The sequence below is a fragment of the Actinobacillus porcinus genome, from assembly GCF_901764995.1.
Lineage (GTDB): Bacteria > Pseudomonadota > Gammaproteobacteria > Enterobacterales > Pasteurellaceae > Exercitatus > Exercitatus porcinus.
This window is the reverse complement of sequence record NZ_CABFKI010000002.1, coordinates 120222-134666: the sequence shown is the minus strand read 5'-3', so window position 1 is coordinate 134666 and position 14445 is coordinate 120222. Positions and strand designations below refer to the sequence as shown.

Here is a 14445-nt window from a genome sequence, read left to right as displayed (position 1 = left end):
CTCTTAGGTTTATCATAGATAACATCAATTAAGCAACAACACCAAATTGTTCTTTCATTAATGCTTCAAAATCAGTGCAACCACCGATTGGTTTTTCATCGATAAAGATTTGCGGTACGGTTTCTACCGGTTTACCCACAGATTTTGATAAATCTTCTTTTGTAATACCTTCTGCGTGAATATCCACATAGCGATAGTCAAAATCTGCAACTTCACCTTTTAATTTTTCAGCTAAGTTTTTTGCACGAACACAATATGGACAGCCCGAACGGCCAAAAATAACGACAAACATGTTTTTCTCCTATTAGTAAAAAAAGACGTTAAATATTGTAAGATCTTGTTACAAAATAAGAAAGGGGTTTTCACCGAACTCTTTGATTGGTGTAATATATTAGTGTATGAAATAAATGGGATGAATATGAATTTATTGATGTTATGTCGCGAACCGCGCCTTTACAGTTGCCAACGTTTACGTGCTGCTGCACAAAAGCGCGGTCATAAAATGGATATTTTAGATCCAAATCGTTGCTTATTAAAACTTAACCCAACTTCACCGCACTTTGACATTTATTACCAACAAGATACCCACAAGCCACCTATTCTATTGTCCCATTATGATGGGGTTTTACCGCGTTTTGGCGTAACTAGCACACAAATGGGCTGCTTTGTATTACAGCATTTTCAAGCGCAAGGAATACCTTGTTTGAATACGGAAGCGGCAATTCGTTTGGCTCGTGATAAATGGCAGAGCTTGCAAGTTTTACATAGCCATCATATTCCTATTCCGCTTTCAACCTTTGCAGGGAAAGAAGTGACGCAACCCTATTATCAAATGGCGGCACCTATGGTGCTTAAACATTTGCAAGGGATGCAAGGCGATGGTGTGATGTTGGCAAATACATTGACGCAAGCGGAAGCCTGCTATGCAGAACAACACACACCAATGTTAGCACAAGAATTTATTGCTCAAGCGAAGGGCAAAGATCTTCGCTGTTTTGTTATTGGTGATAGGGTGGTGGCAACAATGCAGCGTCAGAGCCCAGAGAATGACTTTAGAGCCAATTGTCATTTAGGCGGAAAAGCCACCGTCATTGATGTTCCGGAATCTGTGAAACAGCTGGCGGTTCAAGCCACAAAAACGATAGGCTTAGATGTCGCAGGCGTTGATCTTATTCAATCTGAGCGCGGCTATCTCGTGTTGGAAGTCAATGCGAGCCCCGGGCTTGAAATGATTGAGAAAACAAGCGGTATTGATATCGCGGATAGAATACTGGCTTATTTCGAGAGCAAGATCACAAAATTTAAAAAATCTTCAGATTTTTAACCGCACTTTGCGTAAGATAAATAAACCTTAATAATCAGACATAGAAGGAGTACGTTATGATTATTTATTTACACGGTTTTTCTTCCAGCCATGCCAATGACTACGAAAAAATGATGCAATTACGTTACATTGATCCCGATGTGCGTTTTGTCAATTACAGTACTTTGCATCCACGGCACGATATGCAACATTTATTGCAAGAAGTTCATAAACTGATTTCACAAACAGATGATAAATCCCCTTTAATTTGTGGTGTGGGCTTAGGCGGTTATTGGGCAGAACGTGTTGGATTCTTATGTGGCATTAAGCAAGTTATGTTGAATCCAACGCTTTTCCCAAGCGAAACCTTACAAGATAAAATCGACCGTCCTGAAGAATTCGATGATATCGCGCTCAAATGCGTGACTAATTTCCGTGAAAAAAACAAAGGAAATGCGTTGGTGCTACTTTCAAGCCTTGACGAAGTAGTGAATGCAAACCGAAGTGCAGATGCGCTCGCGCCTTACTATGATATTATTTGGGATGATATTGAAACCCATGAGTTTAACAAATTCTCGCAATATATCTTACAGATAAAAGCGTTTAAGAATAGTTAAAAACATATTTTTCATTATTGAATTGTATAAGGATATATCATATTTTGATATATCCTTATAAATATAAAAGATAGTCTTACCAAGATATTGACATAATTTATCAATAATGTTACTGAACAGGAGATGTAATTATGAATAATGAAAACTTAATAAGACTGACTTATATTGTATTAATGGGATTTGGATTTCCTATTATGCGCTATATGAGTATTCATTTTGAAACATTAAATAATAATGCGGTTAGGTTTATCTCAGGTGGGCTATTATTTGTATTCATTGTGCTTTTGAAATATAAGCACGAGATATTAAAAATTATTAAAGAACCTTCAATTATTCTGTATCTGTTATTGCTAGCCTTATTTATGACTGGCAATATGTATTTTTTTATAAATGGGCTCAAATATACATCTGCATTATCAGGTAGTATTTTTGCTATTATGGCAATGCCTCTAGCTGTAATAATGGCGGCTATATTTTTTAAAGATGAACGCGAAAAAGTGAAAAATATAAGTTTTTATTTTGGTAGTTTTTTATCTTTACTCGGTTCTTTTATATTTGTTATTTATGGAGACAATTCATCCGAAAATAGTAATTTTATAATGGGGTCAATCTTTCTAATAACAGCAATATTTATCCAATCTATTCAAAATCTTCTTGTCAAAAAAGTTTCAAATAAACTACATCCTATTATAATTAGTGCTTCTACTGCCACATTAACTGGAATCATCTATCTAATATTGGCTCATGATTCCGGTGTTATTTACCAGCTATATGATGTTAATTTAGGTTTGTTAATAGGATTAATTTTGGCAGGTATGTATGGAATGTTAACTGGTATGTTATTTGCTTTTTATATTGTACAGAAACAAGGTGTTGTTGTATTTAATATTATTCAGTTGCTAGTTCCTTTATCCACTGCAGTAATTAGTTATTTAACTCTAGGAGAAGAAATTTCTATCTATCAAACTGTAGGAGCATTAATTGTTATTTTGGGTTGTGTCATTTCATTAAAAAAGAAATAATTGGAGGGTTATTATGATTAATGTTGGAGTTATTGGGTTAGGACTTATTGCTTATGGTATAGATAAAGATCCAACCAGGAAAATTATTTGGAGTCATATTAAAGCATATAATAGCATAGAATGTGTTAATATTAGTTCTATTTGTGATATTAATAAAGAACTTGTTCATTCTATAAAAAAGAATGTAATATAGAATATGGATATACTGATTATAAACAAATGCTTAAAGAAAATAAGTTTGATATTATTAGCATATGCCCCCTATTCAAACTCATTTTGAGATAATAAAAGCGTGTATTGATGCTGGTGTAAAATCAATCTTTTGTGAGAAAACGATTTCCTACTCATTAAAAGAAATTGATGAAATTATTTTATTATGTAAAGCCAATAATACACCAAATGAACGGATGGTTGATGCTATTTTAATATATTATTGAATGTTTAAAGACAGGAAAACACCGCTTTCTAATCTAGAAACAGCAAGTGAATAAGTCAAAATTATTGAGAGGATAAAAAAATCATCTATTAATAAATAGTGTTGTTCAATTTTAATTATTGACGTAGTAGTAAAAGACTCAATAGTCTAATTCAAATTTTATATAAGTATCGATTCTCGCTTAATGGTGAGTATTTAAGCTATTCCCCAAATTAATATGGTGGGTGTAATAGACAAAATAGTTACTATTACACCATATAAATCGATTTATTCTCTAATTTTGAGATGTAATAGCAACAAATTTGTCTATTACACCATAAACGCAGAAATTGAAAAAGCCGCAATACTATATAACAACATTGCGACTTTCCTTGAATAAGATGGCGGAAGAACTGAGATTCGAACTCAGGGTGGACTCGCATCCACGCCGGTTTTCAAGACCGGTGCATTCAACCGCTCTGCCATTCTTCCGCGGTTAAGTGGCGCAGAGTATAATATAGTTTTTATTAAGCGTAAACCAAAACTTTGTAAATTACTGTCAAGAGATGGTATTTTGTTCAGATTGCTGAAACTACCGCCATTTTGGGTAAAATATATTTTGACATTTCTCTAAATTAACTTTAATTTAACAACTGTCTCTTCACTCTTTTATAAGGAAAGTCTATGCAACAATCTCGTATTGTTTTTGGTGGTCGTGATGAATCAACATCATTACTGCAAACTCACAAAGTGTTACGCAACACTTACTTTTTATTGGCATTAACGCTAACATTCTCTGCGGTCGTTGCCTATATTTCAATGTCTTTAGGTTTACCACGTCCGGGGATTATTGTGACCTTGGCCGGATTTTATGGTCTATTGTTCTTAACCAATAGCCTTGCGAATAGCGGTGCCGGTATTATTGCGGCTTTCGCGTTCACCGGGTTCTTAGGTTATACCGTTGGACCGATTTTAAATATGTATGTGGGCGCGGGGTTAAGCGATCTCGTGATCTTAGCATTAGGCGGTACTGCGGCAGTATTCTTCGCCTGTTCAGCTTACGTATTAACGACTCAAAAAGATATGTCATTCCTTTCCGGTATGATGTTCACGTTATTTATCGTGTTACTGGTCGGGATGATTGCTAATATTTTCTTAGAAATGCCTGCATTACAAGTCGCCTTAAGTGGTTTATTCGTAGTATTCTCAAGTGCCGCGATTTTATTTGAAACCAGTAATATTATTCACGGCGGCGAAACAAACTATATTCGTGCGACCGTAAGTTTATTCGTTTCTATTTATAACTTATTTATCAGCTTGTTGAATTTATTAACGATTTTCAACCGCGATGAATAATCAGTCCTAAATCACCAACGCCCCATTTGGGGCGTTTTTTACGTTGACTATCAATATGCTAACCATAAATAATATTCAAATTGAAACGGATCCTTCAGGCTATTTAATGGACATGAGTCAATGGAATGAAGACGTTGCGCGTGCCATTGCGGAAAAAGAGAATTTGGCGTTAACGGATGCTCATTGGGAAGTCATTTATTTTGTACGTCATTTTTATGAAGAATATAAAACTTCCCCGGCTATTCGTATGCTGGTTAAAGCGATGGCAGAAAAGTTAGGTGAAGAAAAAGGCAATAGCCGTTATTTGCAACGTTTATTTCCTGATGGTCCGGCTAAACAGGCGACTAAATTGGCCGGGTTGCCCAAGCCTGCGAAATGTTTGTAAAGGGTTAAGCGCGGTTAAAAATAGCGAGATTTTAACCGCACTTTTACAACTTTATCGTTCAATCTTAAAACCGGTAAACTCACGTCCGCCAATATATTCTTGTTCAATGATTCGTTCCACTTTTGCTGCCGGTGATCCTGTCTTTAACCATTGACGCAACTGGTTTACCGCTTCGCTATTTCCGATGGCAATAACCAAGACTGAACCATCCGAAAGATTTTTTACACTGCCATTCAACATTAATTTTGTCCCCTGTTGTGCCGTATAGAAACGAAAACCCACCCCTTGAACACGCCCATAAACGGTAAATTGTCTTTTTTCCATAGTTTCATCCTTAACACAAAAAATAACGTTTTTTTTCTGTATGGCTATTTTCATTTATTTAAATTTAGCATAGCATACGCAGTAACGCTTTTGTATAAAGCGTAGGCTTTAAATCTTAAATATCCTTGGAAGGAGTTATTATGAAATTTCGTTTAGCAGCCATTGCTGCAACAACTTTATTTGCGAGCTCTGTTAGCTTAGCAAGCGTGGTAACAGGTTCATCAAATATTGACTTTTTGGCGATCGATGGTCAAAAAGCAAGCAAAGCGCTTTTAAAAGAAACCCGTTCATTTAATATCAATGATACAAACACCCACCAAGTCGTAGTTCGTGTGAGCGAAGTGATTCGTTCCGGTTCTGACCGCACTTTATTTGAAAGTGATCCTATCGTGGTAACATTCCAAGGTTCAACGGAAGACCTTCGTATTTCAGCACCAAAATTGTCTGATGAACGTGATGCAGAAGCGTTCAAAGCGTCACCAAAAATCACTGTAAGCACGGTTTCCGGTACTGAAATTACAACGAAACAAGAATACTTAAAACAAGAAGGTTTCTTGCCAAATGTAAATCTCGTTGAAAATCTTTCAGACTATAACTCATCTGGCGCACCGGCAGCCGTTGCAGGTTTCGCCACAGCAACACTTCCGGCTACGATGGCAACCGTTGGTGCGAATGGTAAAGTTCAAAAAGGCAAAGTGACCGTTCAAGGCGAAAACGCCGCTGAGCAAATGTTACAATATTGGTATCAACAAGCCGATAAAGAAACACAACAACGTTTCTTAGACTGGGTGAAAAAACAAAAATAATCTTGATATTTTTGTCAGGACAGGCGTTATGCCTGTCCGTTAACGCTCGTAGATTTGGACAGACGCTTATCCCGTCTCATAGAAGTCTGTTTATCTTTCAATTCTAGGGGCTACGATATATCAATTTCACCATCATCGCATCAAATAACCGATTTATCCTTTTGCCACACAAGTAAAACGCTATGCTTAATACCAAAGTGATTACCAGCTTACCTATTTTTATTGCAGTCAATATTGCAGCCATTTTGGTTTGGCAATTTGATATTTCGCAATGGAGTATGCCCCTTGTGCTTGGTGTAATCGCGGGTGGATTGGTTGATTTAGATGATCGCCTAAGTGGTCGCTTACGCAATATTTTTTACACGCTACTCGCCTTTTCTATTTCGTCTCTCACAGCACAATTTTTTCTTCATCAAGGTGCATTGTTTATCCTTGCTATGACAGCGATGACCTTTATCTTCACGATGCTCGGTGCCGTTGGACAGCGTTACAGCACCATCGCCTTTGGCACATTGGTTGTCGCGCTTTATACAACCTTAACCTATTTGCCTGAAACCGCTTGGTATATTAATCCGTTGATGATTTTATGCGGTGCGTTACTTTATAGCAGTATCGCGGTGGTGGTGCATTTATTCTTTCCCAACCGCCCTGTTCAAGAAAGTCTTATTCGCTCTTTCTTTGCTCTTGCCGATTATCTCGATGCAAAATCCGATTTCTTCGATCCTGATGATGTAGAATCCTTAGAGCAAAAACAACTTGAACTGGCAATGAAAAACAGCGCCTTGATTGCTGCCTTTAATCTCACGCGGAACGCCTTATTTAACCGTATGCGCGGACAACATCGCCAAGCGCATACCAATAAAATGCTACGTTTTTATTTTGCCGCCCAAGATATTCACGAGCGCGCCAATTCCGCCTATTTTGATTATGAAAAATTAGCCACCCAACTTAAAAATTCCGATTTAATTTTCCGTATGCAACGTTTGCTTGAGTTAGAAGCACAAGCCTGTCGCGATATTGCCTTAGCGTTACAACAAGGGAAGGATTATCAATACAACAAACGCTTAGAGCGTGCAGTTCAAGGTATTGTGCAATCCTTTGAGTTATATGTGAATGATCCACAAATTCAATGCTCGGAAAACACCTTACAATCTATCCGCACTTTGCTGGAAAATTTGCAAAATATCGACTGGCAGCTACGCCATTTGGAACAATCGCAACACCGAGAAGAACAAAACGAACGTGCACAAATTTATACAGAAAATGTGACCGGTTTACGCAATATTATGACGCGTATTGCCGGTCATTTTACCCTAAACTCCCAACTGTTCCGCCACGCGGTTCGCCTGTCTATTGTGGTGTTTATTTGCTGTTCGGTAGTGGAAATTTTTCATTTGCAACTGGATCGCGGCTATTGGATTCTGCTGACCGCTATTTTTGTGTGCCAACCCAATTATTCCGCCACCAAAGTACGGTTAAAACAACGTATTATTGGCACGCTACTTGGGGTACTGGTAGGATCATTTTTGCCTTATATGACATCCACCATTGAAGCGAAACTGGCTGTGGTGGTCATCAGTAGCACCTTATTCTATTTTTTCCGTAGCAACAATTACAGCTATTCTACCTTTTTCATTACCATTCAGGTGTTGGCGAGCTTTGATATTATGGGCTTTAATATTTATGATGCCACCTTACCGCGCTTTATAGATACCTTAATTGGCTCTGCTTTAGCGTGGATTGCGGTGTCTTTTATTATGCCTGATTGGAAATATTTGCAACTGGATAAAGTCAGCCGTCAGGCGATCGTGGCAGATGCGAAATATTTATTGCATATTATCTGCCATCTTCAATTTGGCAAAGGCGATGATTTGCAATACCGTATTGTGCGGCGAAATGCCCACGAAAGTGCGATGGCGTTAAATAATACCATCTCAACCATGAACAGCGAGCCTAAAAAATATGCTCGTTATTTAACCCAAGGCTTTGAGTTGGTGCAAATTAACAGCACGTTGTTAGGTTATATTTCTGCGCTGGGCGCTTATCGTAAAAACATGCAAAAAATAAAACAAGATTGTGAATTTCTTGGGGAATTTTATCCTATCGCGAAGGAAATCATTGAATTATTAGAACATATTCAATCCATTGGTGAAGCCCAATTTAGCCTGAAATTCAATACCATTGAGACGAGATTAAAGAAATATATCGAACAAAATGAAATGAACAATCATCTTCATTTTGCCACGCCATTACAGCAGTTAACGATGATCTTACAGGCGTTGCAGCCGTTGTATGTTGCCTTGAATAAAGAAATAACCTAGCACGAGCCGTGCTAGGTTCCTTAATCCCGGCCCCGCTGGGGCTGAAAAGGTGTAATAGCAACAAATTTGTCTATTACACCTAGACAAAAAGAGCCGCAGAGCGGCTCAGATCAAGTAGCCCTATACGGCTCGTATAGGGTATGAGAGGGCTATCCCCTTTCATTATTCATCATTATTCCACTTCATCCAACTCATCTGCCATTGCCGCAAGGATTTCTCGACTTAACACGGCCAAAGAGCGATAAAAAGGCAATTTTGCAGCGCTTTCCACTTTAGATAAAAACTTATTCGCACAAGGCAATAAGAACTGTTCAAACAGCTGGCGTTGGGCATCTACTGAATCTAAGTTATCTTCAATCCATGAAGCCGTTAAAAAAACTAAACCAAAATGATCCGCACTTTCAACCATTGGCATTCCGCGTTCTTGCCGAAATTGAACAAAATCCGCAATATTTACGCCATAATCAGAAAGTTGAGTAGAAACACCATTTTCACGAAGAAAAATGGCTTCATATTCTTTTTGTAAAACATCAATTGCAACAGGCATTTGCAAGCTCTCGATGGCAGATTGGCTTTCTTTATCCGTATCCAATGCCCAAACTTGCTCAAGACCTTTTTGCTGTAACCAAGAAAATACGCCAGCAAGAATTTCATCGCTAGGCGCACGATAAAAAAGATTGCCAAATAAGCGGCTAATCAATGAAAAATTATTTAAGGTTTGTTCTGACATAAATTATCCTAATTCGCGTCGGCCTAATAATGAGTGAGTAAGCGTATTTCCGTCCACCATTTCAAGTTCCCCACCCACGGGTACGCCATGGGCGATACGACTTACTTTTATCCCCTGTTGGAAGCACATTTCCGCAATATAATTTGCAGTGGCATCGCCTTCAATCGTAGGGTTTGTAGCTAAAATGACTTCTGTGAATTGTTCGTCTTGCAAACGTTTTTGCAGTAAATCCAAGCCAATTTCTCGTGGCCCAATACCGTCTAAGGGAGAAAGATGCCCCATTAAGACAAAATAACGCCCTGAAAATTGTCCTGTTTGCTCAATCGCTTGAATATCTGCCGGCATCTCTACCACACACAATAGACCCGAATTTTGGCGGCGGGGATTATTACAAATATGGCAAGTTTCTTCTTCCGTAAAATCCCGACAAGCTTGGCAATGCCCTATTTTCGACATGGCATCTGTCAACGCCCGCGCCAAATTCATGCCACCACTACGATTGCGTTGTAATAAATGATAGGCCATTCGCTGTGCTGACTTAGGACCAACCCCAGGTAAACAACGAAGGTTTTCAATAAGGCTTTCTAAAAGTGAACTACTTTGCATAAACATCCTTAAAAACAAACCGCACTTAAAAAGTGCGGTGAAAATTTAACATGTTTTATTAAAATGGCATTTTAAATCCCGGTGGTAACGGCATACCTGCTGTGACTGAAGCCATTTTTTCTTTTTGTAATTCATCCGCACGGCGTACGGCATCATTAAATGCTGCGGCAATTAAGTCTTCCAACATTTCTTTGTCATCTTCCATTAAAGATGGATCAATATCAATACGGCGGCAGTTGTGCGCGCCATTAATGGTAATTTTGACCAAACCTGCACCAGACTCGCCTGTCACTTCTAATTGCGCAATTTCTTCCTGCATTTTTTGCATACGCTCTTGCATTTGTTGCGCTTGCTTCATCAAGCCGCCTAAACCCGCTTTTCCAAACATATTCGTTCCTTATGAAAGAAAAAGTCCGCTTAAAGCTAAGCGAACTTTTGGGATAATTAACAAATAGAAACTGCCTATTTTAAATAGCCGGTTTCTTATTCAACACATTATTTTTTAAGTGATAAAACTTCAGATTCGCCAGCAACAACTGTACCTGCTTTTTTCTCAATATGGCTGATTTCATCCATATTAGAAATAACCACTGGGGTTAGTACTGATTTTGCTTTAGCTTTTAAAAGTTCTAAATCAAATTTGATAATCACGTCACCACGTTTTACGGCTTGACCTTCTTGTGCTACACGAGTAAAGCCTTCACCTTTTAATTCAACAGTATCGATACCGAAGTGCACAAATAATTCAACACCTTCCGCAGATTCCATTGAGAATGCGTGGTTCGTTTCAAAGATTTTGCCAATTGTTCCATCAACCGGCGCAACGATTACGTCACCAGTTGGGTTAATTGCAACACCATCACCTACGATTTTTTCAGAGAAAACCACATCTGGTACATCTTCAATATTTACGATTTCACCTGATAAAGGTGCATAAATTTTCACATCTACCGCTTGGCTCTCTTTTGAACCGAATAATTTAGCAAAAAAGCCCATTTACTTGTCTCCTAACTAATTGAAACTTTCACGTATTCTAACGCAAAAATTTCCATTTGTATCTAGTTTAATGTTTTTTCTTTTAAGAATTCATCAACTAATTGTTCAATTTCTGCTGCAGTTGGTACTTGCAACGCTTTTTCAGCTAAGGCTTTTGCATCTGCATAGTTCACATTACGAATTAATTTTTTAATTCTTGGCACAGAAATTGCACTCATACTGAACTCATCTAAGCCCATACCTAACAATAATAAGGTAGCGCGCTCATCACCGGCAAGCTCACCACACATACCTGTCCATTTACCTTCGGCATGTGAAGCATCAATGACTTGTTTGATTAAACCTAATACGGACGGCGACATTGGGTTGTATAAATGAGAAATCATTTCGTTACCACGGTCAACCGCTAAAGTGTATTGTGTTAAATCGTTTGTACCGATACTAAAGAAGTCCACTTCTTTCGCTAAGAATTTTGCATTCACCGCAGCTGACGGCGTTTCTACCATTACGCCAACTTGAATATTTTCATCAAAGGCTTTGCCTTCGTTACGTAATTCTTGTTTTAATGTTTCGATAACGGATTTTAATTCACGAATTTCTTCTACCGAAATAATCATCGGGAACATGACCGCCAGTTTACCAAATGCTGAAGCGCGTAAAACCGCACGTAATTGAGCATGTAAAATTTCACGGCGATCCATGGCAATACGAACGGCACGCCAGCCTAAGAACGGATTCATCTCTTTTGGTAAATTTAAATATGGTAATTCTTTATCACCACCGATGTCCATGGTACGTAACACCACGATACGACCATTCATAGCTTCAACCACTTCTTTATAAGCTTGGAATTGTTCTTCTTCTGATGGAAGGCTATCACGATCCATAAATAAGAATTCAGTACGGTATAAACCAACCCCTTCTGCGCCATTGCGGTCTGCACCGTCACAGTCACGGATGGTACCAATATTTGCCACAACATCCACACGATGACCGTCTAACGTCAATGCAGGTAAATCTTTTAATTTTGCTAATTCCGCTTTTTCTTCTGCTAATTGTACTTGTTGTGCTTTTAATTTTTCGATTTGTTCACGTGTTGGATTCACATAAACGGCATTATTTACCGCATCAAGGATTAAGTAATCGCCGGTATTCACTTGCTCTGTAACATTATTTGTCCCCACAATCGCAGGTAACTCTAATGAACGTGCCATAATAGAGGTGTGTGATGTACGACCACCGATATCTGTGATAAAACCTAACACTTTGTCTAAGTTTAATTGTGCTGTCTCAGATGGGGTTAAATCATAAGCCACTAAAATAGCTTCTTCATTGATTTCACCCAAATCCACGATATGCATACCTAAGATATTTTTCAATAAACGGTTACCAATATCGCGAATATCGCCTGCACGTTCTTTTAAATATTCATCATCGATTTCAGATAACATTTCTACCTGTTGATCGATAATTTTACTTGCCGCCGCAGCAGCATTGGCTTTATTAGAACGAATATAACTAATGATTTCTTCTTCCAATTCTTCATCTTCTAAGATCATCAAATGACCTTCAAAAATAGCGGCTTTGTCTTCCCCTAAAGATTTTAAGGCACGATCACGAATTGAGCTTAATTGCGCTACTGCTGCAGTACGCCCTTCATAAAAACGTGCAATTTCAGCATCAATTTGATCTTCTGAAATTTTTTGGTTATCAATAATAATTTTTTCTTCTTTAAGTACAAGTGCTTTACCAAAAACAATACCTGGAGAAGCTGGAATTCCTGAAATCATGATTTAACCTTCTATTTTATAGCCTGATTATGTATATAAAATAATAGCCATAAAACCCACTTTTCCTGCTTATAGCAGGAAATGTTCAGTCTTATGGCTAAACAAAAATTATTCTAAAGTTGGAACTAAAGCCACTAAATGATCAACTGCAGCTTGCTCATCTTCGCCTTCTGCAGAGATTGTAATAACAGTGCCTTGAGTTAAACCTAAGGTTTGTAATTTAAATAGGCTTTTTGCGCTCGCGCTTTTACCTGCAGATGTAACAGTAATGTCTGAAGCGAATGCTTTTGCTTCTTTAACGAACTGTGCTGCCGGGCGAGTATGTAAACCTGCAGCTGCTGTAATTTCAACGTCTTTTGAGTACATAATTTGTCCTTTATTTTAAGTTAAGGTAAACATTCTGTGATGACTTCAAACAGCAAACTCATCACCAAAACTCTCGAGCAAAATCGTTCAACCAAACACACCTAAGAGTGCGGTCGGAAAACCGACTATTCTTGCGCGCAAAAATTTCAGTCCCTAGTATCAATATTCTGCTTAATTAATCAAGCTAAATCACTACAAAATTTGAAGTAGATCACAAAAAAATTATCGATTTGCTGTTATTTTGAGCTTTTTTAACAAATTTTTAAAAGAAAAAATTCCGTTTTAGACTAAGTTAGCGTTATAGCACAAAGCATTATTCCACGAAATGACGCTGTGATTTGTTCTCATCACGACTTAAAATCAAGCGATGATAATTTTCAAACCGTACAGGATGAATTTTTCCTTGTTCAAGAGCTTCCCGTAAAGCGCACCCCGGATCATTGAGATGTTTACAATCACGGAATTTACAGGTGCCTAAAAAATATTGGAACTCGCGATACCCTTTTGTAATTTGATCCGGTTCTAAATGCCATAAGCCAAATTCACGGATCCCCGGGCTGTCAATTAAATTGCCCCCTTGAGGCAAATGATAGAGACGCGAAGCGGTTGTGGTATGTTGCCCTAACCCGGATGTGCTACTCACTTCACCGGTTTGTGCTTGCACTTCAGGCAAAATATGGTTAACAAGACTTGATTTGCCCACCCCTGATTGCCCCACAAAAATCGATGTTCCTTCCGCTAAAAGTGCGGTTAATTTATCCATATTTTCGCCGGTTTGTGCAGAAATCATCAGCGTTTGATAACCCAGTGTTTCATAAATTTGCAGCTGCGTTTTTGCCCATTCTCTTTCTTCATCAGACAATAAGTCGACCTTGTTAAGCACAATCACCGCGGGAATATTGGCGTTTTCACAAATCACCAAATAACGGTCAATAATATTCAAGGACAAAGCCGGCAATACCGCAGAGACGATAATAATGCGATCAATATTTGATGCCATCACTTTTAAGCCATCATAATAATCGGGGCGCGACAATTCGTTTTTGCGCGGTTGTACGGCTTCAACTACGCCGCTAATGCCTTGTAATTGTTCATGGCCTTTGCGCCAAACCACGTGATCGCCCACCACCACGCCGGCTAAAGTGCGGCGCAAATTACAGCGAAAAATATCGCCTTGCGCGTCTTCAATATCGGCGTGCATCGAATAGCGTGTAACGACTACGCCGTCTTGGGTTTCCCCCAACATTTCATCTTGCCAGTCAATGTCTTTTTTGGCTTGACGGCGATGACGATCAAGAGTTTTCGCATTATTTGAATGAATACGGCGTTTTTGATTTTGAGTTAATTTATGTTTTGCCATTTAAAGTGCGGTTAATTTTCAGGTAGAATTGCAAAAAATTTAACATAG

The 14445-nt window shown here is 38.4% G+C and carries 18 protein-coding genes and 1 tRNA gene; 9 read left to right on the top strand and 10 right to left on the bottom strand.

The features are described 5' to 3' along the window. Positions 1-28 precede the first annotated feature (28 nt). Positions 29-292: a GrxA family glutaredoxin gene (locus E7T07_RS02050; RefSeq protein WP_135709266.1), complete on the bottom strand. Its 264-nt coding sequence runs from the start codon at positions 290-292 to the stop codon at positions 29-31. Positions 293-418: 126 nt separating this feature from the next. Here E7T07_RS02050 and E7T07_RS02045 point away from each other — a divergent pair, with 126 nt between their 5' ends. The 5 genes from E7T07_RS02045 (at position 419) to E7T07_RS11235 (ending at position 3379) form a co-directional block, all read left to right on the top strand. After that, the gene (locus tag E7T07_RS02045) at positions 419-1324 is read left to right on the top strand and encodes an ATP-grasp domain-containing protein (protein ID WP_135709396.1); all 906 of its coding nucleotides are present in this window, start codon (positions 419-421) and stop codon (positions 1322-1324) included. Positions 1325-1380: 56 nt separating this feature from the next. Next, positions 1381-1920, top strand: coding sequence for an alpha/beta hydrolase YcfP (gene ycfP, locus E7T07_RS02040; RefSeq protein ID WP_135709265.1), 540 nt, complete (start codon positions 1381-1383; stop codon positions 1918-1920). Positions 1921-2051: 131 nt separating this feature from the next. Beyond that, complete coding sequence (locus tag E7T07_RS02035; protein WP_135709264.1) at positions 2052-2942, top strand: DMT family transporter; 891 nt, start codon at positions 2052-2054, stop codon at positions 2940-2942. A 13-nt stretch (positions 2943-2955) separates the two neighbouring features. Further along, on the top strand, positions 2956-3135 hold the full coding sequence (locus E7T07_RS11030) for a hypothetical protein (RefSeq protein ID WP_210403504.1): 180 nt from the start codon (positions 2956-2958) through the stop codon (positions 3133-3135). Positions 3136-3196: 61 nt separating this feature from the next. Then, on the top strand, positions 3197-3379 hold the full coding sequence (locus E7T07_RS11235) for a Gfo/Idh/MocA family oxidoreductase (RefSeq protein WP_210403503.1): 183 nt from the start codon (positions 3197-3199) through the stop codon (positions 3377-3379). A gap of 380 nt (positions 3380-3759) precedes the next feature. On the opposite strand, the gene E7T07_RS02025 is transcribed toward E7T07_RS11235, so the two are convergent. Continuing rightward, positions 3760-3849, bottom strand: a tRNA-Ser gene (locus E7T07_RS02025). Positions 3850-4041: 192 nt separating this feature from the next. Between E7T07_RS02025 and E7T07_RS02020 the strand changes: the two genes are divergently transcribed. Both E7T07_RS02020 and E7T07_RS02015 read left to right on the top strand, forming a co-directional pair. Beyond that, entirely contained in the window at positions 4042-4713 is a 672-nt protein-coding gene (locus tag E7T07_RS02020; protein ID WP_135709263.1) for a Bax inhibitor-1 family protein, read from the top strand. Between the two features lie 55 nt (positions 4714-4768). Then, positions 4769-5098, top strand: coding sequence for a TusE/DsrC/DsvC family sulfur relay protein (locus tag E7T07_RS02015; protein WP_135709262.1), 330 nt, complete (start codon positions 4769-4771; stop codon positions 5096-5098). A gap of 51 nt (positions 5099-5149) precedes the next feature. On the opposite strand, the gene E7T07_RS02010 is transcribed toward E7T07_RS02015, so the two are convergent. Continuing rightward, positions 5150-5422: an acylphosphatase gene (locus E7T07_RS02010; RefSeq protein WP_135709261.1), complete on the bottom strand. Its 273-nt coding sequence runs from the start codon at positions 5420-5422 to the stop codon at positions 5150-5152. Positions 5423-5562: 140 nt separating this feature from the next. Between E7T07_RS02010 and E7T07_RS02005 the strand changes: the two genes are divergently transcribed. Continuing rightward, a complete protein-coding gene (locus tag E7T07_RS02005; RefSeq protein ID WP_135709260.1) occupies positions 5563-6228 on the top strand; it encodes a curli polymerization inhibitor CsgI-related protein in 666 nt (221 codons plus the stop codon). A 182-nt stretch (positions 6229-6410) separates the two neighbouring features. Further along, positions 6411-8549 carry a YccS family putative transporter gene (yccS, locus tag E7T07_RS02000; protein ID WP_135709259.1) on the top strand — a complete coding sequence of 713 codons (2139 nt, stop codon included), beginning with the start codon at positions 6411-6413 and terminating at the stop codon, positions 8547-8549. Between the two features lie 172 nt (positions 8550-8721). On the opposite strand, the gene E7T07_RS01995 is transcribed toward yccS, so the two are convergent. The 7 genes from E7T07_RS01995 to rsgA all read right to left on the bottom strand — a co-directional run bounded on the left by E7T07_RS01995 (position 8722) and on the right by rsgA (position 14397). Next, the gene (locus tag E7T07_RS01995; protein WP_135709258.1) at positions 8722-9279 is read right to left on the bottom strand and encodes a TorD/DmsD family molecular chaperone; all 558 of its coding nucleotides are present in this window, start codon (positions 9277-9279) and stop codon (positions 8722-8724) included. Between the two features lie 3 nt (positions 9280-9282). Continuing rightward, entirely contained in the window at positions 9283-9885 is a 603-nt protein-coding gene (gene recR / locus E7T07_RS01990; protein ID WP_135709257.1) for a recombination mediator RecR, read from the bottom strand. Between the two features lie 58 nt (positions 9886-9943). Beyond that, positions 9944-10273: a YbaB/EbfC family nucleoid-associated protein gene (locus E7T07_RS01985; RefSeq protein WP_135709256.1), complete on the bottom strand. Its 330-nt coding sequence runs from the start codon at positions 10271-10273 to the stop codon at positions 9944-9946. A 107-nt stretch (positions 10274-10380) separates the two neighbouring features. After that, positions 10381-10881, bottom strand: a complete 501-nt coding sequence (crr, locus tag E7T07_RS01980; RefSeq protein WP_135709255.1) for a PTS glucose transporter subunit IIA — start codon at positions 10879-10881, stop codon at positions 10381-10383. Between the two features lie 62 nt (positions 10882-10943). Continuing rightward, on the bottom strand, positions 10944-12671 hold the full coding sequence (ptsI, locus tag E7T07_RS01975) for a phosphoenolpyruvate-protein phosphotransferase PtsI (RefSeq protein ID WP_135709254.1): 1728 nt from the start codon (positions 12669-12671) through the stop codon (positions 10944-10946). Positions 12672-12779: 108 nt separating this feature from the next. Next, positions 12780-13037, bottom strand: a complete 258-nt coding sequence (gene ptsH, locus E7T07_RS01970) for a phosphocarrier protein Hpr (protein ID WP_115638499.1) — start codon at positions 13035-13037, stop codon at positions 12780-12782. A 313-nt stretch (positions 13038-13350) separates the two neighbouring features. After that, positions 13351-14397: a small ribosomal subunit biogenesis GTPase RsgA gene (rsgA, locus tag E7T07_RS01965; RefSeq protein WP_135709253.1), complete on the bottom strand. Its 1047-nt coding sequence runs from the start codon at positions 14395-14397 to the stop codon at positions 13351-13353. Positions 14398-14445: the final 48 nt, after the last annotated feature.